The organism is Alsobacter sp. SYSU BS001988 (genome assembly GCF_054796215.1).
Window position 1 is genome coordinate 189,297 of record NZ_JBTAMK010000003.1, and the last position, 22,221, is coordinate 211,517.

Annotated in this window: 19 protein-coding genes; 9 read left to right on the forward strand and 10 right to left on the reverse strand. The window is 69.7% G+C overall.

The genetic code is table 11. The features are described 5' to 3' along the window. Nucleotides 1-10: 10 nt before the first annotated feature. Nucleotides 11-925 (reverse strand): SDR family oxidoreductase, encoded by a 915-nt coding sequence (locus tag ACYVO7_RS07970; RefSeq protein WP_460449580.1) that lies wholly within the window; start codon nt 923-925, stop codon nt 11-13. A gap of 185 nt (nt 926-1,110) precedes the next feature. Beyond that, complete coding sequence (locus ACYVO7_RS07975; protein ID WP_460449294.1) at nt 1,111-3,000, reverse strand: ATP-binding cassette domain-containing protein; 1,890 nt, start codon at nt 2,998-3,000, stop codon at nt 1,111-1,113. A gap of 406 nt (nt 3,001-3,406) precedes the next feature. On the opposite strand from ACYVO7_RS07975, the gene ACYVO7_RS07980 reads away from it, so the two are divergent. Further along, complete coding sequence (locus ACYVO7_RS07980) at nt 3,407-4,720, forward strand: HlyD family type I secretion periplasmic adaptor subunit (RefSeq protein WP_460449295.1); 1,314 nt, start codon at nt 3,407-3,409, stop codon at nt 4,718-4,720. Here the strand turns inward: ACYVO7_RS07980 and ACYVO7_RS07985 are convergent. From ACYVO7_RS07985 to ACYVO7_RS07995, 3 genes are read right to left on the reverse strand one after another with little or no spacing between them, the layout of a single operon-like run. Next, nucleotides 4,717-5,109: a PilZ domain-containing protein gene (locus tag ACYVO7_RS07985; RefSeq protein WP_460449296.1), complete on the reverse strand. Its 393-nt coding sequence runs from the start codon at nt 5,107-5,109 to the stop codon at nt 4,717-4,719. The two genes, ACYVO7_RS07980 and ACYVO7_RS07985, sit on opposite strands and share 4 nt — an antisense overlap. A gap of 13 nt (nt 5,110-5,122) precedes the next feature. Then, nucleotides 5,123-6,712: a hypothetical protein gene (locus ACYVO7_RS07990; RefSeq protein WP_460449297.1), complete on the reverse strand. Its 1,590-nt coding sequence runs from the start codon at nt 6,710-6,712 to the stop codon at nt 5,123-5,125. 55 nt (nt 6,713-6,767) lie between these two features. Further along, nucleotides 6,768-7,526: a hypothetical protein gene (locus ACYVO7_RS07995; RefSeq protein WP_460449298.1), complete on the reverse strand. Its 759-nt coding sequence runs from the start codon at nt 7,524-7,526 to the stop codon at nt 6,768-6,770. Between the two features lie 272 nt (nt 7,527-7,798). Here ACYVO7_RS07995 and ACYVO7_RS08000 point away from each other — a divergent pair, with 272 nt between their 5' ends. Together ACYVO7_RS08000 and ACYVO7_RS08005 are read left to right on the forward strand one after the other, a co-directional pair. After that, nucleotides 7,799-8,086: a hypothetical protein gene (locus ACYVO7_RS08000; RefSeq protein WP_460449299.1), complete on the forward strand. Its 288-nt coding sequence runs from the start codon at nt 7,799-7,801 to the stop codon at nt 8,084-8,086. Then, entirely contained in the window at nt 8,083-8,889 is an 807-nt protein-coding gene (locus tag ACYVO7_RS08005) for a transglutaminase-like domain-containing protein (RefSeq protein WP_460449300.1), read from the forward strand. Before ACYVO7_RS08000 ends, ACYVO7_RS08005 begins: the two co-directional genes overlap by 4 nt. A gap of 66 nt (nt 8,890-8,955) precedes the next feature. On the opposite strand, the gene ACYVO7_RS08010 is transcribed toward ACYVO7_RS08005, so the two are convergent. The 3 genes from ACYVO7_RS08010 to ACYVO7_RS08020 all read right to left on the reverse strand — a co-directional run bounded on the left by ACYVO7_RS08010 (nt 8,956) and on the right by ACYVO7_RS08020 (nt 11,431). Continuing rightward, the gene (locus tag ACYVO7_RS08010; RefSeq protein WP_460449301.1) at nt 8,956-9,255 is read right to left on the reverse strand and encodes a hypothetical protein; all 300 of its coding nucleotides are present in this window, start codon (nt 9,253-9,255) and stop codon (nt 8,956-8,958) included. A 275-nt stretch (nt 9,256-9,530) separates the two neighbouring features. After that, a complete protein-coding gene (locus ACYVO7_RS08015) occupies nt 9,531-10,769 on the reverse strand; it encodes a DUF763 domain-containing protein (RefSeq protein WP_460449302.1) in 1,239 nt (412 codons plus the stop codon). A gap of 53 nt (nt 10,770-10,822) precedes the next feature. Further along, nucleotides 10,823-11,431: a hypothetical protein gene (locus ACYVO7_RS08020; RefSeq protein ID WP_460449303.1), complete on the reverse strand. Its 609-nt coding sequence runs from the start codon at nt 11,429-11,431 to the stop codon at nt 10,823-10,825. Nucleotides 11,432-11,609: 178 nt separating this feature from the next. Here ACYVO7_RS08020 and ACYVO7_RS08025 point away from each other — a divergent pair, with 178 nt between their 5' ends. After that, nucleotides 11,610-12,233 carry a glutathione S-transferase family protein gene (locus ACYVO7_RS08025; RefSeq protein WP_460449304.1) on the forward strand — a complete coding sequence of 208 codons (624 nt, stop codon included), beginning with the start codon at nt 11,610-11,612 and terminating at the stop codon, nt 12,231-12,233. A 3-nt stretch (nt 12,234-12,236) separates the two neighbouring features. Here the strand turns inward: ACYVO7_RS08025 and ACYVO7_RS08030 are convergent, their stop codons facing one another. Further along, on the reverse strand, nt 12,237-13,526 hold the full coding sequence (locus ACYVO7_RS08030) for a nicotinate phosphoribosyltransferase (RefSeq protein WP_460449305.1): 1,290 nt from the start codon (nt 13,524-13,526) through the stop codon (nt 12,237-12,239). Nucleotides 13,527-13,927: 401 nt separating this feature from the next. Here ACYVO7_RS08030 and oxlT point away from each other — a divergent pair, with 401 nt between their 5' ends. The 3 genes from oxlT (at nt 13,928) to ACYVO7_RS08045 (ending at nt 17,492) form a co-directional block, all read left to right on the forward strand. Further along, the gene (gene oxlT, locus ACYVO7_RS08035; RefSeq protein ID WP_460449306.1) at nt 13,928-15,223 is read left to right on the forward strand and encodes an oxalate/formate MFS antiporter; all 1,296 of its coding nucleotides are present in this window, start codon (nt 13,928-13,930) and stop codon (nt 15,221-15,223) included. A 123-nt stretch (nt 15,224-15,346) separates the two neighbouring features. After that, nucleotides 15,347-16,933, forward strand: a complete 1,587-nt coding sequence (locus ACYVO7_RS08040) for an ABC transporter substrate-binding protein (protein WP_460449307.1) — start codon at nt 15,347-15,349, stop codon at nt 16,931-16,933. 82 nt (nt 16,934-17,015) lie between these two features. Further along, on the forward strand, nt 17,016-17,492 hold the full coding sequence (locus tag ACYVO7_RS08045) for a YbaK/EbsC family protein (RefSeq protein ID WP_460449308.1): 477 nt from the start codon (nt 17,016-17,018) through the stop codon (nt 17,490-17,492). Here the strand turns inward: ACYVO7_RS08045 and ACYVO7_RS08050 are convergent. Continuing rightward, nucleotides 17,489-19,573, reverse strand: coding sequence for an ATP-dependent helicase (locus ACYVO7_RS08050; protein WP_460449309.1), 2,085 nt, complete (start codon nt 19,571-19,573; stop codon nt 17,489-17,491). The two genes, ACYVO7_RS08045 and ACYVO7_RS08050, sit on opposite strands and share 4 nt — an antisense overlap. A gap of 159 nt (nt 19,574-19,732) precedes the next feature. Here ACYVO7_RS08050 and ACYVO7_RS08055 point away from each other — a divergent pair, with 159 nt between their 5' ends. Further along, on the forward strand, nt 19,733-21,025 hold the full coding sequence (locus ACYVO7_RS08055) for an amidohydrolase family protein (protein ID WP_460449310.1): 1,293 nt from the start codon (nt 19,733-19,735) through the stop codon (nt 21,023-21,025). A gap of 136 nt (nt 21,026-21,161) precedes the next feature. After that, nucleotides 21,162-22,187 carry a BMP family protein gene (locus tag ACYVO7_RS08060; protein ID WP_460449311.1) on the forward strand — a complete coding sequence of 342 codons (1,026 nt, stop codon included), beginning with the start codon at nt 21,162-21,164 and terminating at the stop codon, nt 22,185-22,187. Nucleotides 22,188-22,221: the final 34 nt, after the last annotated feature.

Here is a 22,221-nt window from a genome sequence, read left to right on the forward strand (position 1 = left end):
TCGATCGGCGTCAGGGCTGGCCGCCGCCTCCCGCCGCACCATAGACCTGGCCGGTGGCGTAGCTGGCGTCGAGCGCGGCGAGCTGGACGTAGATCGACGCCAGCTCGACCGGCTGGCCCGGGCGCTTCAACGGGGTCTGGCCGCCGAAGGACTTCAGCTTCTCCATCGTGGCCCCGCCCGAGACCTGGAGCGGCGTCCAGATCGGCCCGGGCGCGACGCCGTTCACCCTGACGCCCTTGGGGGCGAGCTGCTTGGCCAGGCTCTTCACGTAGTTCATCGTGGCGGCCTTCGTCTGGGCGTAGTCGTAGAGGTCGGCTGAGGGGTCGTAGGCCTGCTCGGACGTGGTGCCGATGATGCAGGCTCCCGGCTGCAGGTGAGGGAGCGCGGCCTTGATGATCCAGAACGGCGCGTAGACGTTGGTCTTCATCGTGGCGTCGAAGTCCTCGGTCGACACGTCCAGGATCGAAGCTCGCGCCTGCTGGCGCGCCGCGTTGCAGACCAGGACGTCGAGCCCGCCCAGCCCGCGGACGGCCTCCTCGACCATGCGGACGCAGAACGCCTCCTCGCGCAGGTCGCCCGGGATCGCGAGGGCGGTCCGGCCCTCCGCCTTGATCAGCGCGATCACCTCCCGGGCGTCCTCCTCCTCGGTGGGGAAGTAGTTGATCGCCACGTCCGCGCCCTCGCGGGCGTAGGCGATCGCGGCGGCGCGGCCCATGCCGGAGTCGCCGCCGGTGATGAGCGCCTTGCGGCCGGCGAGCCGGCCCGAGCCGCGGTAGCTCTTCTCGCCATGGTCGGGCCGGGGCTCCATCCGGCCGGCCAGTCCCGGCCAGGGCTGCGACTGCTCCTTGAAGGGCGGCTGGGGATATTTCGTCCTGGGATCCTGGGGCATCGTTGGGGCCGGGGCCGCGGCTGCGCCTTGCGCCATGGCGGCGCCGGACGAGGCGGCCGTGGCCGCCAGGCCAGCGCCGGCGCCGACGAGTTGACGGCGGCTGAAGGTGGGATCGTCGGTCATGCAGGGCTCCGTGGTGTCGGCGAGCACAACGGGGCGGGGCCGCATTCGTTCACCAGGGCGCCCTTGCGCGCCTGCGCGAAAGCGCCGCGGGGAGCCTCTCAGGCGGCGTTCTGGCCGGAGACCTTCCGCAGGATTTCGGCTTTCGGGCCGTCGGCCACGATGCGGCCGTGCTCGATCCAGACCAGGCGGTCCACGAGGCCGAGCAGCGGCGCGCGGTGGGTGGCGATGATCAGCGTCCGGTCGCCCAGCGCCGCTCCCAGCTCGCGCACGATGCTCGCCTCCATGGCGTTGTCCATGGCGGCGGTGGGTTCGTCCAGCACCAGGGCCCTCGGATCGCCGAGCAGCGTGCGCGCCAGCATGACCGATTGGCGTTCGCCGCCCGACAGGCGCTCCCCGCGCGGGCCGACCCGCATCCCGTACCCGGCCGGATGGCGGGCCGCGAAGGCCTGGACGCCGGCAAGCGCGACGGCGCGCTCGAACGCGTCCTCGGAGACGCCGTCGAGGCCGAAGCAGATCGCGTTGCGCAGCGTGTCGTCGAAGGGCGCCGAGTCCTGCCGCATGAAGCCGAAATGGCGCCGCACGCGCTCCGGCGCCGTCTGCCGGATGTCGTGCCCGTCGAGCAGCAGCGCGCCTTCAGTCGCGGTGTGAAGCCGCAAGACGAGCTTCAGCAGCGTGCTCTTGCCGCTTCCCGCGCGCCCGATCAGGCCCACGCGCTCGCCGGGCGCGATGGAAAGGTCCACGCCGGTGAGCGCGGGCGACGTCTCGCCCGGATAGGTGAACCCGACGCCCTTGAACGCAAGCCGCCCCTGGAGGGGCCGGCGCGCCGCCGTTCCGTCGCCGGCGTCCTCCGTGGGGGCGGCCAGGATCGCCTCGATGGTGCGGGCCGAGCGCAGGATCTGCAGCAGCCGGTGCAGCTGGGCGCCGAGCTGGGTCATGGGCGCCATGACGCGGCCGATCAGCATCGAGGCGGCCGACAGGGCGCCGATGGTCATCGCGCCGTCGCCGATCTGGTAGACGCTGAGCACCATGCCGATCACCACGGCCGCCTGCGAGATCGCGCCGGCGGCCTGGAGCGCGAAGGCGCCGTGCATGCGATGGGCGTGGCCGACGAAGGCCGCGCCGTCGACGAGCCGCTCCCAGCGGCGGATCATCGGGCGCGTGGCGTTCGCCACCTTGACGGTCTCGATCCCGGCGACGCTCTCCAGCAGCAGGTTCGCCTGCGCGGCGTTGAGGCGCGCCGCCTCGACGGCTTGCTGGCCGCGCACCTCCCCGGCGAGCTGGATCAACGCGATCAGGGCGACGCCGGCCAAGGGAATCCAGGCGACGGATCCGGCGATGCCGTAGAGCAGGAGCGACGACGCGACGAAGAACGGAACGTCGATCGCCAGGGATGCGACGAGCCCGGGCAGCAACTGGGCGAGCGCCTCCACCTCGCGCATGCTGGTCTGCACGCCGCCGCCTGCCGCCCCCACGGCTCCCAGCCGCGCGCGCAGGATGCGGCTGAAGAGCCGCGCCTGCACGGACGTGGCGACGCTCAGCCCCACGGCGTCCGAGAGCCGCATTCGCACCACCCGGATCGCGAGATCCAGCGCCAGCGCGACGCCCACGCCGATGGCCAGCGCCCAGAGGGTCTCCATCGCCAGATGCGGGATCACCCGGTCATAGACGGCCATGGAGAAGATCGGGACGCTCAGCAGGAAGAGGTTGGCCAGCGCCGCCGCGACGCACAGCACGGCTAGCCGCCCCCGGTGGCGCGTCGCCATCTCGGCCGCGACCGTGCGCAGCAGTCCGGCGCGGAGCGCCGGCTCCCGCCCGGCGTCCTGCGGCGCGGGCTCCCGCGGCGCGATGAAGAACACGGTTCCGCCATGCCCGGCGGCGAGATCGGCGAGGGCGGCCTCGCCGGGCCCGCCATTCGTCAGCAGCGAAAAGCGGTCCGGGGCGGGACGTCCGGTCAGGATCGTGCTGCGCCCCGCCTGGTCCAGGATCACGCAGGGAAAGTCGGCGTCGCGCAGCGACGACAGGCTGCGCTGCGCATACCAGACCTTCAGGCCGCGGTCCTCGGCGGCGGCGGCGAGCTCCTCGGGCGTCGCGACGCCGAAGGGCAGGGGCTCCGCCTCGCCGGACCAGCTTCGCCCGTACCACGCCTGCGCGACAGCGTCGATGTCGGCGAGCAGATGCCCCTCGGCGCTCCCCGACGCCGCCTGGAGAGCGTCGGCGGGGGGCGCGGGTCGCTTCCGCGCCGGGGGATCAGGGATGAAAGCAGGGTCATGCGGGCGCGTGTTCCTGGCGGCCGTCCGCCGTCACTCGGGCCATCATTGATTTTTGCATGCTTAACATCGTAAATCAGCGCTTGCTTATGGTTGCGTCAATCCTGTTCTGCACTCCGAGCGCTTCATGCCAAACCCGCCGACGCCGCCTGCGGCCAGCCCCCCGGTCCCCTATCCGCGGCAGTGCGACAGGATCGCCGGGCGGGCCGAGAACGCCTTCGTGGCGACGACGGCGCTGGGCGTTGCGGCGCTCGTCGCCTGGGCGAGCATGACCTCGCTCGACAAGGTGACCCGCGGCGCCGGCAAGGTGGTGCCGCAGTCGCAGAACCAGACGGTGCAACACTTTGAGGGCGGGATCGTCGCCGACATCCTGGTCCGCGAGGGCGAGCGCATCGAAAGGGGCGCGCCGTTGCTGCGCATCGAGAACAGCTTCTCGCAAGCCGAGCTGGCGCAGACCCGCATCGAGATCGTCGCCCGCGAAATGCGGCTGGCGCGGCTCTCCGCCGAGGCCGCAGGCAAGCCCTTCAAGGCTCCGCCGGGCCTGAGCGGCGCGCCCGAACTGTTCGCGCAGCGGGAGGCCGCCCTCTATGACAGCCGCCGCCGCACGCTGGACGAGCAACTCGCCATCATCGAGGAGCAGCGCCGCCAGAAGGGGCTGGAGCTTTCCGAACTGCAATCGCGCTGGACCCACGCGACACGCGAGCGCGACCTCGTGCTGCAGCGCGTCCGCAGCCTGCGCCGGCTCGCCGAGATGGGCGCCGTGTCCGCCAACGACCTGCTCGACAACGAGCGCAGCCTGCAGCAGGTCGAGGCGCGCATGTCCGACCTCACGCACGAGATCCCCCGCACCGAGTCGGCGCTGGCGGAGCTGGCGCGCAAAAGCGCGGAGGCGGCGCTGCGCTTCGCATCGGAGGCGGACAAGGAGGCCTCGGACGTCGCGCTGCAGCAGGCCAAGCTGAAGGAGAGCGCGCTCGCCCTGCAGGACCGCAGCGTCCGGTCCGACGTGGTCGCCCCGATCTCCGGGATCGTGAACAAGCTCTACGTCTCGACCGTGGGCGGCGTGGTCAAATCCGGCGAGCCGCTGGCCGTGATCGTGCCGACCGACAGCGCCATCGCGGTCGAAGCCCGGCTGTCGCCGAGCGACCGCGCCGAGGTGTGGCCGGGCCTGCCGGCCATCGTCAAGATCAGCGCCTACGACTTCTCGGTCTATGGCGGCCTGAAGGGCGCCGTCGTGGAGGTCTCGCCCGACGCGCTGCAGGACGAGAGGGGTCAGCCCTATTTCCGGATCAGGCTGGAGGCCAGCGCGGCGAGCTTCGGTCCGGATCGGCCCGTGGTCCCCGGCATGGTGGCGGACGTCGACATCCTGTCCGGCCGCCACACCATCCTGGAGACGCTGCTGCGTCCCCTGCGCTATGTGCGCGACAACGCGCTGAGGCGCTAGGCGGCGTCGCCCAGCCCCCGCCGTCCAGGAAACGCGTCCCGCCGGTTCAGGACGCCCTGCAGCAGATCGTCGTCCATGACGTCGTCCAGCCTGACGCCGTAGCCGGCGGGCGAGACGTTGACGATGATCCCGGCGAGGGCGACGCCCGGAAGCTCGATCACCACCGGAGAACCGCGCCGGTCCAGAATGTAGCGGCTCGCCTCCCGGTACAGGGCGCCGCCGCGCGAGAGCTCGGTCACCACGCCGTCGAGGCTCAGCGCCTTCTCGGGCAGCAGCAGGCTCGCCCGCAGCGCGCAGGGATGGCGGGGAAAGGCGCGGTTGCGGGCGCTGGCGCGCCTGAACCGGTCCATCCAGGAGGGCGACGCTGCGGATTTCTGCGGATGGTTCATCATTATGCTCCGTCTACGCCGAGCGCTGCGCCGGCGCTTCGGCCTTGCGGGCGAGGGCGGCTTCCTCGGCCTGGTCGACCACATTGCTGACGATCGCCGCGTAGGACTTGAAGGCGCTGTCGAAGGTGCGGGCCATGTCGGCGAGTCCGTCGCCGATGCCCTCCTGCAGGGTGCGGCTGAGGGCGCGGATCTCGAGCGCCAGTTCGCCCGAGCCCGGCGCGCCGACCGCGGCGGTGGTCCGCCGCTGCTCCTCGGTCAGGCGCGCGACCTCCAGGCCGATCTCCTGCACGGCGCTGTTCAGCGCGCTCGCCAGGTCGCCGACGCCGGTCGCGACCGCATGCGCGATCATGCCGGACACCAGCCTCTCGTCGGGCTTGGCGTCGTTGTGCTCGTGGATGCGGCGCAGCAGGATCGTGCCTTCGGTCTGGGCCGCGCCCAGCTCGACCATGCTGCGCATCGCCGAGCCGTGATGCTCGCGCGCCACGCGGCCGAGTTGCTCGAAGCCGCGCATGAAGCCCTGGCGCAGCCCCTCGGTGTGGCGCAGCAGGTCCTCCCGCATCCGGGCGATCTCGGCCTGCAGCGCGTCGGTCCGGTGCAGCGCCTCCAGGGCGGCGTTGTCGTTCTGGGCCGCCCTGTCGAGGAGGCGGCAGGTCCGCTCGATGAGCTCGGCGTGGTAGTCCTGGCGCTCGACGACGCGGCGCAGGCCCACCGTCGCCAGGTCCATGGAATCCACCGATTGCCGGATGGCCGCCGCCAGCACGGCCTGCGCGCCCGCCGACAGGCGGCCGGCCTCGGCGTCCTGCTGGCCCGTCGGGGCCTCCGCCCGCGCGGTCTCGATCTGGGAGATCCCGGCGAGCCAGCCCTCGAATTCGTGCTTCATCGCGTCCGCGGCCGTGTTCACGAAGCGGCCCAGCAGGCCGAGCGTCAGCGACCCGAACAGGCCGAACAGAGAGCACGAGAAGCCCGTCGCCATGCCCACCAGGGGCGCCTCGAGGTCGTGGATCAGCCGCTTGATGGATTCGGGAGAGGCGGAATCGCCCTTCGCGAGCCCGCCGATGATGCCGCCCACGGAGCCCACCATCTCCATGAGGCCGATGAAGGTGCCGATCAGCCCGAGGAAGACGCTGAGGCCGGTCAGGTAGCCCATCAGGGAGCGCTGGTGCGCCATGCGGGCGTCGATCGCGGCGATCAGGTGCTGCATGGTGGCGATGGAGATGCGCATGTGCCGGGTGCGGAGCAGCTCGTCAAGCGTCAGCGTGAACACGTGGCCCAAGAGCTGCGGCGAGGCGTAGACGATCCCCGGGACGGCGCAGCGCTGCAGCTTGCGCGCGTCGTGATCGGCCGAGGCGCTGTGGCGCTCGGCCTGGATGTCGTCATAGACGTCCTTGAGCGCCGCGAAAGCCTTCACGTCGTTGCGCAGGCCCAGCAGGGAGCGGATCGCCAGGATCGCGCCAAACCCGAACACCCCGATGATGATGGCGTTCAGGTACGGATTGGACTGGATGCCTCCCCAGATGAAATGCTTCTGCCACACGACCAGGCTGGCCAGCAGAAGGTGGACGACGGCCATGCGGGTGGCCTGTTTGCGGACGATGTTCTTCATGGGATGGCGCTCCGCAGGGGAACCGGACGGGATGCGTGAAGGGGCCTGCGATCGGTCATGGGGCGGCCCGGCCGTTGCGCCCGAACACCATCACGACGGCTTCGTCCTCACCGGCCGAGGCGTCGCGCACCCGCACGGTGATGCGGTCCGCCGGGACGCCGTTCCCGGCGATCTGGGACCGGACCAGCATGGCCCTGTAATAGGCCCGCCGGCGGGCGTCGGTGGCGCCGTTTCCGGTCTCCACCGCGTTGGCCTGGACCAGAAACGTCCCCGAGGCGGATTGGCGCAGATAGGTCGCCAGCTCCGCCGCCGCCCCGTCGCCGAGCTTGATGGCGCCCTGCGCGAAGGCGATGCGAAGCCCCGCTCCGACCTCCGTCGCCGCACCGCCCTGGCGGGGAGCCTCGGCCGTCTCGGACCGCCTTTCCTCCAGCACCTTGCCGGCCCCGAGCCGCAGGTCCCGTTCGGCGGGCGCGCTCTCTTCGGCCTGCTCGGCCACCACGGGCCTGGCGATCGGGGGCGGACCCGGCGCCGGGGCCGCGATCTGCGCCGTCCCGTCCTTCTCGGCTCTGCGCTCCAGCGCCCCGAGCACGGCGAGCCGCTGCTCCTCGTAAGTCTTGCCGGCCAGCCCCGTCATGTCGATCCGGGCCGCCCTGGCGATCGCCTCGAACAGGGTGCGGGAGATGTTCTGCGACAGCATGAACACCACGACGCCGAGCACCATCATGATGAAGGTCAGCACCATGGTCATGGTCGTGAGGGCGTCGACATAGCCGGGCCAGTAGCTGTCCTCCTCGCCTCCTCCGCCGCCAGCCATGCGCGCCCGCCACTCAATCAAAAGCTGCGCAATCGTTGACATGCATCATTGATCAAAAGCAAACAATTCGATGCATAAGGTAAGATCTCGGGCGTAAACGAGCGCGTGTGAGGACGGCTCAAACGTGCGATGCTGTCGGGACACACGCCTGGCTGCCTGAGGCAGCGCTCGCCGGGTCCTGGGCCCCGGCCGGATCGCAGGCTCCTTCGTTGACGTCCGGGCCGGTCTCGCGTGACCGGCGGCGGCGCACGCCCAGGCTGGATCGCGAATCGATGGACGTGACGGTTTCTGCTGCGGGCGACGCCGGCCCCTGGATGTTGACGGATCTGCTCGGCCGCTCGATGGGCCGCGTGGTCGAGACCCAGGCGGCCGCTTTCGCGATCGAGCCGGACGGCTTCGCCGTCCAGACCATGGAAGGGTGCCATCTCGGGCCGCACCGCTCGCTCGACGCCGCGCTCGCCGAGATCGAGCGGCACACCCGCGGCGTCTGCCGGCGCGGTCCTGCCCCGCCGTCCGATCGCCCCGAACCCGACGCCACGGCGCCAGTGGAGACCCCATGAGAATCCTGGTCGGCTGCGAGATGGTCTACGAGTTCCAGCAGGTCACCCCCGTGATCGCGATGCTGAACGTCCATGCCTCCAGGGTGTCGGACCTGGAGCGGCCCGATTATCTCGTCACGACCCCGGCGGTCCCGATCGAGGGCTATCGCGACACGTTCGGCAATTGGTGCAACCGCTTCGTCGCGCCCGCCGGCCGCATCACGCTGAAGACCGAGACGGTCGTGCGGGATTCCGGGCAGTGGGATCCGGCCGAGCCGGACGCCCAGCAGATTCCGATCGAGCTCCTCCCGGCCGACACGCTGCAATTCCTTCTCGGCAGCCGCTACTGCGAGACGGACCGCCTTTCGGAGACGGCCTGGAACCTGTTCGGAGGCGCGCCGCTGGGCTGGCCCAGGGTGAAGGCCGTGTGCGACTACGTCCACGAGCGGATCCAGTTCGGCTACGAGCATTCGCGCCCGACGCGGACCGCCGCGGAGGCTTTCGACGAGCGCCGGGGCGTGTGCCGCGACTATGCTCATCTCGCGCTGGCGTTCTGCCGCTGCCTCAACATCCCGGCGCGCTACTGCACGGGCTACATCAGCGACATCGGGCTGCCGCCCCCCTATGCCCCCGGCGACTTCGCGGCCTGGATCGAGGTGTTTCTCGGCGGCAAGTGGCACACCTTCGATCCGCGCAACAACGATCCGCGCATCGGCCGGATCCTGATGGCCTTCGGGCGCGACGCCGCGGACGTCCCGCTCACCCTGACCTTCGGCCAGAATACGCTCCTGTCGTTCCATGTGACGACCGAGCAGCTGGTCTGAGGGCGCGCATCACGACGAAAGCCCCGCCGGAGGCGGGGCTTTGGGTCTCGGCCGCAGCGAAGCGGATCAGGAGAGGCGGCGAAGGCGGTCCTGCGGCTCCAGCTCGTCCAGGATCTTGAGGATCATGCCGAGACGCATCGTGTCCTGGGGGGTGGTGTCGTCCGACGGACGGCCGCACACGACGCCGAGATAGTTGTAGAACGCATTGATGACGCGGGTCGTCGCGGTCAGCTTCTTGACGTCCTGCTTGTCGCCCATCAGGGCGCGGCTGAGACCGTCCAGGATCGCCTGATCGGCAAGAGGAGCGGGGGCTCTGACATGCGAAACCCCGTTCGAGGTTCCGTTCACGGCTTGGTTTTCGACCACTGTATTCTCCGATACTCACTCAGGGGCGACGAGGGGACGCCCGATACGCGTGACCATCGAACGTTAGGTGGGCCATGACTGTGGAGTCAAACAGGCCGTTAAAATATGATTAAAACTGCGCCCTGCGGCAGCGTCTTCGTGAGACGACTGCGGATATCACTCAGCAAAGATGCGCGCTCAACACCTGTCGCTTTTCTGAGAAGATCTTCGGGTTACTGGGCGACCGGGAGCCATGGCGGGTCCCCCGCCGATTTATGCAGGAACGGGTCCGCAGGTCAGCCTTCCGGCCTGTCGAACACGGTCCGTCCGCCCCAGGCGGCCGACGATTGACGCTCCTTGTCGATGTGCTCCTGGAGGCTCGGCCCGTCGATCACCCGGTCCAGCCTGCGCGATTGCTCGTCGAGGCGGCGCAGGGCCGCGAGCTCTTCGTCGCGATCCAGCTTCGCGCCGGCGACGGCGCTCTTCATGACCCGGATCGTCTCGTCATAGACCTTCAGCGGCACCGGGAAGGGGTGGCCGTCCTTTCCGCCGTGGGCCAGCGAGAAGCGGGCCGGATCGCTGAACCGGTAGGGGGCGTCGTGGACGACCTCCGCCACCATCGCCAGGGCCTGGACGGTTCGCGCGCCGACGCCCGGCGTCAGCAGCAGGTCGGCGAAGTCGACCGGCCCCCGGTCCGCCGCGGCCGCCAAGGTGGAGTGAAGCCGGCTGGCGACCACGTCGGCCGCGCGCACGTCGTGATGCGCCGGCATGACGAGGTGGGGAAGGCTGAGCTGGGCATCGGCGGCGGGAGGCGGAGCCGCCGGCCCGCCTTCGAGGAGGGCCAGTTCGCGGACGACGCCGTCCGGCCCCAGCGATCCCAGCATTTCGATCTGGCGCGCCCGCGACGGCGCGGCGCGCCGGTCCGTCAGATTGACGATCTCGCCCCGGGAGCGCCCTTCGATGGCCGCATGCGGCTCCTCGACGAAGCTGGCGAGCCCTTCGGAGAGCCAGTGATAGCGGCGGGCCTGCCGCTTGGCGTCGTTCATGCCCTGCTGGACCACCACCCAGCTTCCGTCGTCGGCGACGATGAAGCCGTGCAGATAGAGCTGGAAGCCGTCCTGGACGGCGGCGCTGTCCACCTTGGCGACGAGGCGGCTGGCGCGCGCGAGCGCATGCCCGTCGAAGCCGACCCGCTCCCCGATCGCGGCCAGTTCGTGCGGCGTCTTGCGCGAATGCGAGCCGCGTCCCCCGCACACGTGGATCCCGAGCTCGCCGGAGAGCGGCGCGAGGCCTCGCTTCAACGCGCCGATGACGCTGGTGGTGATGCCGGAGGAATGCCAGTCCATGCCCATCACGGCGCCGAACGACTGGAACCAGAACGGATGGGCCAGGCGGCGCAGCAGCTCGTCGCGCCCGTAATGGATGACGATCGCCTCCGCGATCACCGCGCTGAGCCGCGTCATTCGCTGTCCCAGCCAGGGCGGCACGCGGCCGCCATGCAGCGGGAGGTCGGCGCTTCCTGCTCGGTGGGCCATGGCCGTCTTCTAGGCGAGTTCGGCTGCGCCGGGAAGACGCCCGGCGCCGGAACTCAGGGCGTGTCGACCAAGACGCGCGAGGTCTGGGCGCCGCCGTCGGGCGTCTGCTCGACCGTGGCGGCGATGCGCCGTCCGGGCTTCAGATCGTCCGCCGAGCCCGCCGCATAGGTGAAGACGGCGGTCTCGGGCGTCAGCAGGATGGTCTGCTCCCCGCCCTTGTAGGCGAGCTTCATCGCCTTTCCGTCGGTGGTCTCCACCGTGTCGGTCAGCGTGGCGTTGGTCATCGTGCTCTCCGGCGTCAGGTCGAAGGGCCGGTGTCCCTCTCCCGTCCCGCGCATCGCTTCCGGGAACACGAACACCTCGACCGCGCGAAGGGTCCTGTCCGGCCCAGGTTCGGCCGCGACGCCCACGAAGGCCTTCGGTCCGATCGCCGCCGTCGTCGCCTTCACGCGCCGGCTCACCGTCACGGTCCCCTTCAGGGCGATGGGCAGGACGTCGCCTTCGCGCGTGCGGACCACCATCTGGGCCGGACCGGCGCTTTCGATGACGCCGCGGATGCGGGCCGTCGGCGTTTGCGCCGTCGACGCCGCAGGCAAGACCAACGCGGCGGCGGCGATCGACAGCGAGACGCGAGTAGATGCGATGACGTCACGCAAAGGCATGGGGGAGCTCCTGTGGGCACCGGCCATTCTATACGGTCGGCCTCGCGCGTCCGTACTCTGGCGATCAATTTTCGGGGAGCGCCCCTCTTCGGGTTGCTGGCTCCGGCTCTGCTCCAGCTTGCCGCCTTCTGCGCTCGCGATAAGCTCCCGGCCGCCGGCGCGCATCCTGGAGGACCCGATGGCGGACGAACTCGTCTTCTACACGCATCCCATGTCCCGGGGCCGCACGGCCCGCTGGATGCTCGAGGAGGTGGGGCGGCCCTACCGCACCGAGATCCTGGAGTTCGAAGGCGCGATGAAGTCGCCCGCCTACCTCGCCATCAACCCCATGGGCAAGGTGCCGGCCATCACGCATGGCTCGACCGTCGTGACCGAGACGGCGGCGATCTGCGCCTATCTGGCCGACGCCTTCCCGGAGGCCGGCCTCGCGCCGCCCGCCGGAAGCGCCCTGCGCGGCCCCTATTACCGCTGGATGTTCTTCGCCGCCGGTCCGCTGGAATCCGCCGCGACCAACCGGGCGCTCGGCTTCGAGCTTCCGCCGGGCCGGGAGAGGATGGCGGGCTACGGCACCTATGCGGACGTCATGAACGCGCTGGAGACCGCCGTGTCGCAGGGCGATTATCTGGCGGGCGACCGGTTCAGCGCGGCCGACCTCTATGTCGGCGCGCATCTCGGCTGGGGCATGATGTTCGGAACGGTCGAGAAGCGCCCGGCCTTCGAGCGCTACTGGGAGCGGATCAGCGCGCGCCCGGCCGCCCGCCGCGCCAACGAGATCGACGAGGCTCTCACACCCAGGAGCTGAGGCTCACGCCGGAGAGCCGAACACGCGGCGGTAGCGCTCGATTTCGGAGGGCGGGCCGCTCGCCTTCTCGGGATTGTCGGAGAGCTTCACGGCGGGCCGGCCCTCGGCCTCCGCCACCTTGCAGACGAGGTGCAGGGCCCGCAGGTCCGCGTCGCTGCCGTTGGGCACGCAATCGGCGAAGTCGTTGGTGAGGTCGGTGCCCCAGCCGATCGAGACGTTCACCTTGCCGCGCAGATGCCTGACCGCGGCTTCGATGCTGTCGATGGTCATGCCGTCGGAGAGCACCATCAGTTTGTCGCGCGGGTCGCGCCCGCGCTCGCGCCACCAGGCCATGATCTGCTCGGAGCCCTCGATGGCGGGGGTCGAATCCGGCCGCGCGCCTTTCCAGTCCGCCACCCAGTCCGGGGCGTGCTCGAGGAACGAGGGCGTGCCGAACGCGTCCGGCAGGAAGACCAGCAGGTTGCCGCCATACATCCGGGCCCAGTCGCGCAGCACCGCATAGGGAGACTCGGCGAGCTCGGCGTCGTCGCGCGCGACGGCGGCGTAGGCCATCGGAAGCTCGTGGGCGTTGGTGCCGATGGCTTCGAGCCCGAGATCCATCGCGTGCTTGACGTTGGAGGTGCCGATCATGCTGGGGCCGAGGCCTTCCTGCAGCGCCTCCACGCACCAGCGCTGCCACAGGAAGCCATGCCGCCGGCGGGTGCCGAAATCCGCCAGCACCAGGGGCCCCTCCGCCCGCAGCAGGCGCAGCCGCTCGATCTTGGCCCAGAGCTTCGCCTTGGCCCGCGCATAAAGCACGTCCAGCTCGAACCGCGTCATCCGCCGCATGGCGTGGCGCGACCGCAACTCGTTGAGGATCGAGAGCGCGGGGACCTCCCACATCGTGGTCTCGCACCACGGTCCTTCGAAGCGCAGCTCGAACTGGCCGTCGCGCTGCGACAGCTCGTAGTCCGGCAGCCGGAAGCCGGCGAGCCAGTCCATGAAGGCGGGCTGGAAGATCTGCTTCTCGCCATAGAAGGTGTTGCCGGCCAGCCAGATCAGCTCGTTCTTGGCGAAGCGCAGGGTGCGGGCGTGGTCGAGCTGCTCGGCCAGCTCCTGCCGGTCGATCATGTCGGCGAGCCGCACCCGGCGCGACCGGTTGATGAGCGTGAAGGTCACCTTCCGGTCCCGGTGCATGGTCCAGATCAGCTGCAGCATCAGCAGCTTGTAGAAATCGGTGTCCAGCAAGGTTCGGACCGCCGGATCGATCCTGAAGCTGTGGTTGAAGACGCGGGTCGCGATGTCGGTGGCCATGCCGTCGAAGGTCCTGTGTGGTCCGCCATGATGGCGGGGACGCCGCGGACCTGCAAATGAGGCCTCCTCGGCGGCCCGGATCCCGGCCCCTGGCGGCTCCGGGATCCGTCGGGCCCGCGCAAGTATGTTGCGGATCCATAACGTGCCAGCAGCCGTACCATCTGTATGTTCGTGGACCTCGGTCGTTCCATCCCGAGCAAACTGCTGTGATTGTCAGCAACTCCGCCCAGCGATGCTGCGGCGGAGTTTATTTTTCGTGGCGTGAGAGGAGCTTCTATTTTGTTTTTAAATGACAATTGTCCGCTGCATTACGAAATCGTAATCGGAGTGGACGCAAGTTCTATCTTGTATGCCACATACCAGTCGGCCATCCTCGTCCTACAACAACAAGGGACATAGGGATGAAAACGCAGGAAGCTCCGTCTGCGCGCTGGTTCCAGCTGGCGTTCGGCGTCATCTGCATGGCGATGATCGCCAACCTCCAATATGGCTGGACGCTGTTCGTCGACCCCATCGACGCCAAGTTCCACTGGGGTCGCGCCGCGATCCAGCTCGCCTTCACGCTCTTCGTCGCGACGGAGACCTGGCTCGTGCCGATCGAGGCCTGGTTCGTGGACCGCTACGGGCCGCGCGTCGTCATCCGCTTCGGCGCAGTGATGATCACGCTCGCCTGGGTGCTGAACTCCTATGCGGATTCGCTGGCGCTGCTCTATCTGGCCGCCATCCTGGGCGGCGTCGGGGCGGGCTCCGTCTACGGCACCTGCGTGGGCAACGCGCTGAAGTGGTTCCCGGACCGCCGCGGCCTGGCGGCGGGCGTGACCGCCGCGGGCTTCGGCGCGGGGGCCGCCATCACGGTCGTGCCGATCGCCAGGATGATCGCCACGACCGGCTACCAGGACGCGTTCTTCACCTTCGGCGTCGGCCAGGGCGTGGTGGTGCTCATCATGTCCTTCCTGCTGCGCAAGCCCGACTTCGCCGGCCCGCCGCAGAAGCGCATGGTGCGCGTCCCGCAGACGCGCGTCGACCGCACGCCGGGCGAGACCCTGCGCACGCCGGTCTTCTGGCTGATGTACGCCATGTTCGTGATGGTGGCTTCGGGCGGCCTGATGGCGGCGGCCCAGATCGCCCCGATCGCGAAGGACTACAAGGTCGCCGACGTGCCGGTGTCCCTCTTCGGCGTGCAGATGGCGGCCCTGACCTTCGCGATCTCGCTCGACCGCATCTTCGACGGCTTCGGCCGGCCGTTCTTCGGCTTCGTGTCGGACAATATCGGGCGCGAGAACACCATGTTCATCGCCTTCTCGATCGCGGCGCTGTCGATCCTCACCCTCTCCGCCTATGGCCACAACCCGGTGGTCTTCGTGCTGGTGACGGCGCTGTTCTTCGCCGTGTTCGGCGAGATCTACAGCCTCTTCCCGGCCACCTGCGGCGACACCTTCGGCTCCAAATACGCCGCCACCAACGCCGGGATGCTCTACACCGCCAAGGGCACGGCCTCCTTCATGGTGCCCTTCGCCAGCATCCTGGCCGCCTCTCATGGCTGGAGCGCGGTGTTCATGATCACCGTGGCGCTCAACGCCGTCGCGGCCTTGCTGGCGATGTTCGTCCTCAAGCCGATGCGCGCGCGCTACCTGCCCGCGAGCGATCCGGCGCCCGTCGAAGCCGCCGCCGCCCTCGGCCGCGAACGCACGGTCTGAGCGGCGCCGGGTCCCGGCAGAAGGGAAGCCCCATCCGGAGGCGGCGCGCAGGCGCCGCCTTCGTGCATCCTGCCGCCATGGCACGCGGCTTGCTCCGATCGGGCGCACCCGAAAGGAGCCTTCATGTTCCGCAAGCTGCTTCCCGCCGTGGCTCTGGCGATGCTCGTCGCGCCCGCGTCGGCCGAGACCATCGTCCGCTACGGCATCTCGATGAACGACATTCCGCTCACTTCCGGCCAGCCGGACCGCGGCGCAGGCGCCTACCAGTTCACCGGCTACACCATCTACGACCCGCTGGTCGCCTGGGAGATGGACGTCGCTGACCGGCCCGGAAAGCTCATCCCGGGCCTCGCCACGGAGTGGAAGGTCGATCCCGCCAATCCCAAGCTGTGGCGGTTCACCCTGCGCCAGGGCGTGACCTTCCACGACGGCAGCCCCTTCAACGCGGACGCGGTCGTGTGGAACCTCGACAAGGTGCTGGACGACAAGGCCCCGCATTTCGACAAGCGCCAGAGCGCGCAGGTGAAGCCGCGGCTGCCCTCGGTGGCGAGCTGGCGCAAGGTGGACGACGCCACCGTCGAGATCGTCACCAAGGAGGTCGACAGCTTCTTCCCCTACCAGATGCTCTGGTTCCTGGTCTCCAGCCCTGCCCAGTATGAAAAACTAGGCAGGGACTGGGATAAATTCGCGCAGAAGCCCTCCGGCACGGGCCCTTTCAAGCTCGACTCGCTGCAGCCGCGCCAGCGCGCAGAGCTCGTGAAGAACGCCGGGTACTGGAACCCGAAGCGCGTCCCCAAGGTCGACCGGCTCGTCCTCGTGCCGCTGCCCGAAGCGCTGACCCGCACCAACGCGCTCCTGTCGGGACAGGTCGACGTCATCGAGGCGCCCGCGCCCGACACCGTCGCAGCCCTCAAGCAGGGCGGCATGCGCATCGTCGACAACGTCACCCCGCATGTGTGGAACTACCACCTGAGCACGCTGCCGGGCTCGCCTTGGACGGACATCCGCCTGCGCAAGGCGCTGAACCTGGCCATCGACCGCGCCGGCCTGGTGCAGCTCCTGAGCGGGCTGGCGAGCCCCGCCAAGGGCCAGGTCGACCCGTCCAGCCCCTGGTTCGGCAAGCCCGCCTTCGACATCAAATATGACCCCGAGGCCGCCCGGAAGCTGGTCAAGGAGGCCGGCTACTCGCCCGAGAAGCCCCTCAAGGCGACCTTCGCCATCGCGATCGGCGGCACCGGCCAGATGCAGTCGCTGCCGATGAACGAATACATCCAGCAGAACCTGAAGGAGGTGGGCGTCGAGATCGAGTTCAAGCCCGTCGAGCTGGAGGTGCTCTACACGCAGTGGCGCAAGGGCGCGAAGGACGAGATGAACGCCGGCGTCAGCGCCAACAACGTCGCCTACGTCACCTCCGATCCGCTCTATGCGCTGGTGCGGTTCTTCCACTCCGGCCAGGTCGCGCCGGTCGGCGTCAATTGGGGCTTCTACAAGAACGACAAGGTCGACGCCCTGATCGACGACGCCAAGCGCAGCTTCGACGTCGCCAAGCAGGACGAGCTGCTGGCCCAGGCGCATTCCATCATCGTCGACGACTCGGTGCTGGTCTGGGTGGTTCACGACACCAACCCGCACGCGCTGTCGCCCAAGGTGAAATCCTTCGTGCAGGCCCAGCACTGGTTCCAGGACCTGACCACCATCGGCATGCAGTAGAGCATCCCGACGGCGGCCGGCGCGCTTCACGCCGCGCGCCGGCTGCGCTACAGGTCGGGCCCGCATCCATCCGGACCCGGCCATGAGCCTCGAGACCGTCCGCGCCTTCCTGGCGGACAAAGCCCCCGAACTGACCGTCGTCGAACTCGCCGAGAGCACGGCGACCGTCGCGCTGGCGGCGCAGGCCCACGGCGTCGAGCCGGGCCGCATCGCCAAGACGCTGTCCCTGCGCGTCGGCGAGCGGGCGATGCTGGTGGTGGCGCGCGGCGACGCCCGGCTGAGCAATCCGAAGGTCAAGGCGGCCTTCGGCGGCAAGGCCACGATGCTCTCCGTCGACGAAGCCGTCGCGCTCACCGGGCATCCGGTCGGCGGCGTCTGCCCCTTCGGCCTCGCCACGCCGCTTCCGGTCTATTGCGACGTGTCGCTGAAGGCCTTCGACGAGGTGCTGCCCGCGGCGGGCGACATCCATGCGGCGGTCCGGATCGCGCCGGAGCGCATGGCCGAGATCACCGGAGCCGAATGGGTCGACGTCTGCCAGGATCCGCCGCCGGCAAGCTAGCGCCACATGCCCCGCATCCGCGCGCCGATGTCGATGCGCGGACCCTGGGCGGCCGCGCGCGCGGCCTCGGCCGAGGCCGGCGGCCAGGCGCAGCTCTCGAAATGCGCCAGCAGCTGCGGCGGGATGAACCGCGTCCGCGAAGCGTAGACATGGCGGTCGCCGCCCGAGGACTGCTGGTGCTTGAAGAAGCGCTGCGGCAGCAGGATGTGCAGGTCGTCCTTGGCCCGCGTCATCGCCACGTAGAGCAGGCGCCGCTCCTCCTCGATCTCGGCCGTCGTGCCCGTGCCGAGGTCGGACGGGAAGCAGCCGTCGACGGCGTTCAGCACGAAGACCGATTTCCACTCCTGCCCCTTGGCCGAATGCACGGTGGAGAGGATCAGGTAGTCCTCGTCCTTGAGCGGCGGCCCGGCGTTGTCGCTCGTCGCGTCCGGAGGGTCGAGGGTCAGCTCGGTGAGGAACCGCTCGCGTGACGGATAGCCCGACGCGATCTGCTCCAGCTGCAGGATGTCGGCCTGCCTTGTGACCGCGTCCTCGTGGATGCGCTCCAGATGCGGCTCGTACCAGCGCCGCGCCAGCTCGAACTCCGCCGGCCAGCCTGCGGCTCTGCCGGCGAGCTGGCCCACGGTGTCGACGAACGAGGTCCAGTCCGCGCCGGAGCGCGGCGGCTGCGGATGCTCGGCCAGGGCCGCCACGGGGGAGGACGCCTCGGCCATGCGGTCCAGGATGCGCTGCGCCGAGGACGGACCGACGCCGGGCAGGAGCTGCAGCAGCCGGAAACCGGCGACGCGGTCGCGGGGGTTCTCGGCCCAGCGCAGCAGCGCCAGCAGGTCCTTGACGTGGGCGGCGTCGAGGAACTTCAGGCCGCCGAACTTGACGAAGGGAATGTTGCGCCGCGTGAGCTCGATCTCCAGCGGCCCGCTGTGATGGGAGGTCCTGAACAGCACCGCCTGCTGCTTCAGCATGGCCCCGGTCTCGCGGTTCTCCAGCACCTTCTCGACCACGTAGCGGGCCTGGTCGCTCTCGTCGCGCAGGCTGACGAGCCGCGGGCGCCCGCCGCTGTCGCGGTCGGTCCAGAGATTCTTCGTGAACCGCTCGCGCGCCTGGCCGATCACCGCGTTGGCGGCCGCCAGGATCGGCGCCGTCGAGCGGTAGTTGCGGTCCAGCGTCACCACGGCGGCGGGCGGGGAGAACTGGCGCGGGAAGTCCAGGATGTTGCGCACGGTCGCGGCCCGGAACGAGTAGATCGACTGCGCGTCGTCGCCCACCACGGTGAGGCCGGCCCCGTCCGGCTTCAGCGCCAGCAAAATCGAGGACTGCAGGCGGTTGGTGTCCTGGTATTCGTCCACCATCACGTGGTCGAAGCGGGCGCCGAGGTCCGCCGCGATGGCGGGCTCGGCCGCCATCTGCGCCCAATAGAGCAGCAGGTCGTCGTAATCGAGCACGTTCTGGCGCTGCTTGGCCTCCACATAGGCGGCGAAGAGCTGGCGCAGCTCGGCCGCCCACCCGGCGCACCACGGATAGGCGGCGGCGAGCGTCTCCTCGATGGCCGCCTCGGCGTTGACGCAGCGCGAATAGATGGCGAGGCACGCGCCCTTGGTCGGAAAGCGGCTCTCGGTCTTGCTGAAGCCCAGCTCGTGCCGGATCAGGTTCATCAGGTCGGCTGAGTCTTCCCGGTCGTGGATGGTGAAGGCCGGGTCGAGCCCGATCTGCTCGGAATAGTCCCGCAGCAGCCGCGCCCCGACGCCGTGGAAGGTGCCCGCCCAGGTGAGCGCGTCCGCCACGGCGCCGCCCGCCGGTCCCATGACGCGGCGCGCGATGCGCTCGACCCGCCGCGTCATCTCCGTGGCGGCGCGGCGCGAGAAGGTCATGAGCAGGATGCGGCGCGGATCCGCGCCGCTGACCACCAGATGCGCCACCCGGTGCGCCAGCGTGTTGGTCTTGCCCGAGCCCGCGCCGGCGATCACCAGCAGCGGCGGCCCGACGGTCGCGCCCGCATGGACGCCATGCTCCACCGCGCTTCGCTGCTGCGGGTTGAGCGCGTCCAGATAGGCCACCGGCGCGGCGAGGGGCGATTCGATCATGCTGGGCGATGCCAGCACGTTTCGCGTTTTGTTCGCAACTCGCAACTGCGCTGACGTGCAAGGAGCCGCCCGGCTGCGCTCGCGCCGCAACAGCCCGTTGCGCCCCGCCGCCCGCCTGTGGGAAGAGACCGCATCGGCCGCCGACGCGTGGAGCCTCGCATGTCCTTCGATCTCATCGTCCGCAACGCCGCCCTGCCGGACGGCCGCCGCCTCGACATCGGCGTGCGGGGAGGGCGCATCGCCGCGCTCGAGCCGTCGCTGCAGGGGGAGGCCGGGGCGGAGCTGGACGCAAAGGGGCAGCTCGTTTCGCCGCCTTTCGTCGACTGCCATTTCCACATGGACGCGACGCTGTCGCTGGGGCTGCCGCGCATGAACCAGTCCGGCACGCTGCTGGAAGGCATCGCGCTCTGGGGCGACCTGAAGCCGATCCTCACCGTCGAGGCCGTGGTGGAGCGCGCGCTGCGCTATTGCGACCTCGCCGTCTCGCAGGGCCTGCTGGCCGTTCGCTCGCATGTCGACATCTGCGACGACCGGCTGCTGGCCGTCGACGCCCTGCTGCACGTGAAGGAGCAGGTGAAGCCCTGGCTCGACCTGCAGCTCGTCGCTTTTCCGCAGGACGGCTACTACCGCTCCCCGACGGCCGCCGACAATCTCCGGCGGGCGCTCGACAAGGGCGTCGACGTGGTCGGCGGCATCCCGCATTTCGAGCGGACCATGCAGGAGGGCGCCGCCTCCGTGCGGGCGCTCTGCGAGATCGCGGCCGAGCGCGGCCTGATGATCGACCTCCATTGCGATGAGAGCGACGACCCGCTCTCCCGCCACATCGAGACGCTGGCCTGCGAGGCGCAACGCCTGGGGCTCGGCCGGCGCGCCGCGGGATCGCACCTCACCTCCATGCACTCGATGGACAACTACTACGTCTCGAAGCTGCTGCCGCTGATCGCCGAATCCGGGATCTTCGCCATCGCCAACCCGCTGATCAACATCACGCTCCAGGGCCGGCATGACTCCTATCCGCGCCGCCGCGGGCTGATGCGCATCCCGGAGATGCGCCAGCACGGCATCCCGGTCGCCCTCGGGCAGGACTGCGTCATGGACCCCTGGTACGGGCTCGGCGGAGCCGACATGCTGGACGTCGCCCACATGGCGGTCCACGCGGTTCCGATGACCAGCCGCGAGGCCATCCGCTACGCCTTCGAGGCCGTCACCGCCATCCCGGCGCAGGTGATGGGACTGGAGGGCTATGGGCTCGACATCGGCTGCAACGCCGACTTCGTGCTCCTCCAGGCGGCCGATCCGATCGAGGCCATCCGGCTGCGCGCCCAGCGGCTTGCGGTGGTGCGGCGCGGCGTCGTCATCGCCGAAAGCGCTCCCCGGCTGACCAGCCTGCGCCTGCCTGGGCGACCCGGATCCGTCGACCCCGCCTCCTATGCGCCAAAAGCGGCCAACTGATTGACGAACAGGCGTTTTCGGCCGTCAAAATGGGCGGTGAAAGCCAACCTGACCGGATGGACAAAGTCGCCTGGGCGGACCAAACTCCAGCCCGGATTCAACGAAGCCGGGCTTTCCGGCTGCCAAGGGGGCGGTCATGACGCAAGATCCGACACGGTTCATTCTCGGGAACGGCCTGTCCCGCCGCGGCTTCGTCCTGGCCGGCGCGGCCGGGCTGGCGGCCGCCGGACTGCCGCTGCGCGCCCGCGCGGCCGACGGGCTCAAGGTGGCGTCGATCTTCGCCACGCCGATCGAGGAGCCGTGGGACCACCAGATCCATGTCGCCCTCCAACGCGCCGAGAAGGAGCTCGGCATCATGTATAAATACTCCGAGAAGGTTCAGGCCTCCGATTTCGCCCGCGTGCTGCGCGAATACGCCCAGGGCGGCTTCGACCTCATCATGGGCGACGCCTTCGCGGCTGAGCGCGAGGCGCGCCGCGCCGCCAAGGCCTTCCCGAAGGTCGCCTTCCTGTTCGGCTCCGGCGCGGGTCCGGCTGAGCCCAATTTCGGCGTCTTCGACAACTGGATCCACGAGCCCGCTTATCTGTCCGGCCTGATCGCCGGCAAGATGAGCAAGAGCGGCACGGTCGGCGCCGTCGCCGCCATGGGCATCCCGGAGGTGAACCGGCTGGTGAACGCCTTCTTCGCCGGCGCGAAGGAAGTGAACCCCAACATCAAGAAGAAGATCACCTTCATCGGCTCCTTCTTCGACCCGCCCAAGGCCAAGGAAGCCGCCATCGCGCAGATCGACGCGGGCGTGGACGTGATCTACGCCGAGCGCTTCGGCGTGATCGAGGCCGCGGCCGAAAAGAAGATCCTGGCGATCTCCAACATGTCCGACCAGTCGAGCCTCGCGCCCGACACCGTGATCACCGGTCCGGTCTGGGACATGTACCCGACCGTCCAGCAGGCCATCAAGCTGGTGAAGGCGGGCGTCTTCACAGCGCAGGACTACGGCGACTTCTCGCGCATGGGCAAGGGCGGCTCCTTCCTGGCGCCCTACGGCAAGTTCGAGTCGAAGCTGCCGGCGGAGGTCAAGGAGCTCGTCGAGAAGAAGAAGCAGGACATCCTCTCCGGCGAGTTCCGCGTCGACGTCGACGAGGCCACCCCGAGCTCGAGCTGATCCAGCGACGCCGGCCGGCGCCGAACCGCGCCGG

What these genes read in the sequence shown, in the direction of transcription:
- ACYVO7_RS07970 (WP_460449580.1), bottom strand. Translation starts at nt 925, where the DNA reads ATGGCGCAAGGCGCAGCCGCGGCCCCGGCCCCAACGATGCCCCAGGAT.
- ACYVO7_RS07980 (WP_460449295.1), top strand. Translation starts at nt 3,407, where the DNA reads ATGCCAAACCCGCCGACGCCGCCTGCGGCCAGCCCCCCGGTCCCCTAT.
- ACYVO7_RS07985 (WP_460449296.1), bottom strand. Translation starts at nt 5,109, where the DNA reads ATGAACCATCCGCAGAAATCCGCAGCGTCGCCCTCCTGGATGGACCGG.
- ACYVO7_RS07990 (WP_460449297.1), bottom strand. Translation starts at nt 6,712, where the DNA reads ATGAAGAACATCGTCCGCAAACAGGCCACCCGCATGGCCGTCGTCCAC.
- ACYVO7_RS07995 (WP_460449298.1), bottom strand. Translation starts at nt 7,526, where the DNA reads ATGGCTGGCGGCGGAGGAGGCGAGGAGGACAGCTACTGGCCCGGCTAT.
- ACYVO7_RS08000 (WP_460449299.1), top strand. Translation starts at nt 7,799, where the DNA reads ATGGACGTGACGGTTTCTGCTGCGGGCGACGCCGGCCCCTGGATGTTG.
- ACYVO7_RS08005 (WP_460449300.1), top strand. Translation starts at nt 8,083, where the DNA reads ATGAGAATCCTGGTCGGCTGCGAGATGGTCTACGAGTTCCAGCAGGTC.
- ACYVO7_RS08015 (WP_460449302.1), bottom strand. Translation starts at nt 10,769, where the DNA reads ATGGCCCACCGAGCAGGAAGCGCCGACCTCCCGCTGCATGGCGGCCGC.
- ACYVO7_RS08020 (WP_460449303.1), bottom strand. Translation starts at nt 11,431, where the DNA reads ATGCCTTTGCGTGACGTCATCGCATCTACTCGCGTCTCGCTGTCGATC.
- ACYVO7_RS08025 (WP_460449304.1), top strand. Translation starts at nt 11,610, where the DNA reads ATGGCGGACGAACTCGTCTTCTACACGCATCCCATGTCCCGGGGCCGC.
- ACYVO7_RS08030 (WP_460449305.1), bottom strand. Translation starts at nt 13,526, where the DNA reads ATGGCCACCGACATCGCGACCCGCGTCTTCAACCACAGCTTCAGGATC.
- oxlT (WP_460449306.1), top strand. Translation starts at nt 13,928, where the DNA reads ATGAAAACGCAGGAAGCTCCGTCTGCGCGCTGGTTCCAGCTGGCGTTC.
- ACYVO7_RS08040 (WP_460449307.1), top strand. Translation starts at nt 15,347, where the DNA reads ATGTTCCGCAAGCTGCTTCCCGCCGTGGCTCTGGCGATGCTCGTCGCG.
- ACYVO7_RS08045 (WP_460449308.1), top strand. Translation starts at nt 17,016, where the DNA reads ATGAGCCTCGAGACCGTCCGCGCCTTCCTGGCGGACAAAGCCCCCGAA.
- ACYVO7_RS08050 (WP_460449309.1), bottom strand. Translation starts at nt 19,573, where the DNA reads ATGATCGAATCGCCCCTCGCCGCGCCGGTGGCCTATCTGGACGCGCTC.
- ACYVO7_RS08055 (WP_460449310.1), top strand. Translation starts at nt 19,733, where the DNA reads ATGTCCTTCGATCTCATCGTCCGCAACGCCGCCCTGCCGGACGGCCGC.
- ACYVO7_RS08060 (WP_460449311.1), top strand. Translation starts at nt 21,162, where the DNA reads ATGACGCAAGATCCGACACGGTTCATTCTCGGGAACGGCCTGTCCCGC.